Genomic DNA, 1,884 nt, shown 5'->3' with positions numbered 1-1,884 from the left:
GAAGCACTTCTGGATGGGTACCAAGCATTCTTGGGACTGGCGGGAGATAGCCGCGCACTCGAGGTTCAGTCATTACGGATTGAATTACCGGAATTGATCAACCGGTTAAAGGCACTGAAAAAGACCATCCGATCCAGGTTGAAAGCTATCGTCCGTAGTCTGGACGGTGGTGAAATCAGGCAGATATCATTTCATCAATGGCTGGCTGCCTGTCATCAACTCCGATCCTCCCTTCAGGCACTGAATCCCAAAGAGGCCAAGCAGATCCGGAGTATCCATGAGCTGATTTTTGCCCTGCATCAGCGCTTTGTAAATGCACTGGCACCGGTCACTCTGGTTTCGCGTCAGGGCAGGATATCTACCGAAAAGAAAATCACCTATGTTGATTGCACGACTCCGGGTGGCTCCGATGAAAAGGCGCCGCTATTGAGGCCGTCCTGGAAAGCATTAATCGAAAAGTTTCTGTGTTCAGGGACGGTGGTCATTATGGATGATGCCTTGATGGTTAACCTGAAGCTTGGCAGTCATGTGTGCCTTATTGAGCTCCTTGAAAAGGCTGAAGGGGGTAAAGAACGAACCTTACGGCTGAAATTCTCTGACCAGTTTTATGAAGATGATGGTATTAGTAACACCGCCAAGTTAAAGCGCATGTGGTTTCTGGTGCAGCTATTGAAAGTGCTCGAACTGGATAAAGATGCTGATAGCATGAAGCCGCGTTGCAACGCGGTAGCGGGGGAGATTATCGTCGAATGCACCCGAATGCCATCAACTCATACCATGCAGGAGGCCTTTGAAAAACTGATCACTGTGTTACGTGCTATGCGTGATGTGGATCTTGACATGAAGAAAATTGACGTTTTTGAAGGAGATCAGTGGAACTTTAGCTTGCTTGCACAACGCCTTAACGGCGATGTTGCGGCAGAAGCTGACAGCTTTGCCTTTGAACATTGCCTTTTCGCGATGCATTATAAGAAGTTCATCAGCTACATACCCGATTGTTTCCTGTTATTACCCAGCCACTACCAGCAGTTTATTAATTATGCACTACGGTTTGCAAAGGGCTGTAATAAAGTGCACCGTCATAAATCAGAGGACAACTTTCGGGAAATATTAATGAGCAATGAGATCGCTGAAGAAACCCGCAGGAAATTTTTACATCATTTGTTATTCCTGGATGCCAAAAGCTCTGCTCCATTGGTTGAGGATGTTTATCCCGACTTGAGAGATAAATGCTATGTCATAAAACCATCATCCTACAGTTACAGGCTAAGTTTTGAAATTCCTCCGGATCAGTGGCTTTCGGATAATAAAGAAACGTTCCAAAAAGCCTTGCTGAAGCACGGACTGCATTATGGTAGCCGACGGGTTCGGAATGATAAAGGCCTGGTATTACCCATCATTGCAGAATGTCCGGAAGAGCTGGAGTTTGCCGGTAAAAAAATGAAAAATGATAAAGAGGTTGTCATGACCGCTATCAAACAGCACGGCATTTGGCTGGATTATGCCAGCCCGGAAATGAAGGATGATGAAGACATTGTAAAGACCGCTATCGCTCATTTTCCACCAGCGCTGGGTTATGCAAGTGAAAGAATTCGAAGTGATAAAAACATTATACAAATGGTAATCAATGTTGATATTGTTAGCTTAAAACTCGCCAGTGAAAAGGTATTGAAGGATCGCGATTATATGCTCGATTTAATTGAAAAAAATCATCGAGCTTTCAAATATGCTGCTCCCGATCTTAAAGATGATACGGCTTTTATCGAGGCAGCAAAAAAAAGAAACCCCAAAGTGCGTGAATACCTCAGATAAACTGCGAATAAAGTCTGATGGATTCAGACAACGTTGACCAGTGCAAACCCTGTTGCCAGCCTAATGTTTTTT

The 1,884-nt window shown here is 44.7% G+C and carries 1 protein-coding gene; it reads left to right on the top strand.

Annotated features, from left to right (window positions below; genetic code table 11):
• Positions 1-1,812, top strand: a 1,812-nt coding sequence (locus tag KBW69_RS23300; RefSeq protein WP_257282523.1) for a DUF4116 domain-containing protein, incomplete at its 5' end; no start/stop codon positions are given.
• Between the last annotated feature and the right edge of the window lie 72 nt (positions 1,813-1,884).

This window comes from Endozoicomonas sp. ISHI1 (assembly GCF_024606225.1).
GTDB lineage: Bacteria > Pseudomonadota > Gammaproteobacteria > Pseudomonadales > Endozoicomonadaceae > Endozoicomonas_A.
The sequence above is the reverse complement of the archived record's forward strand: the minus strand, read 5'-3'. Positions and strand labels throughout refer to the sequence as shown.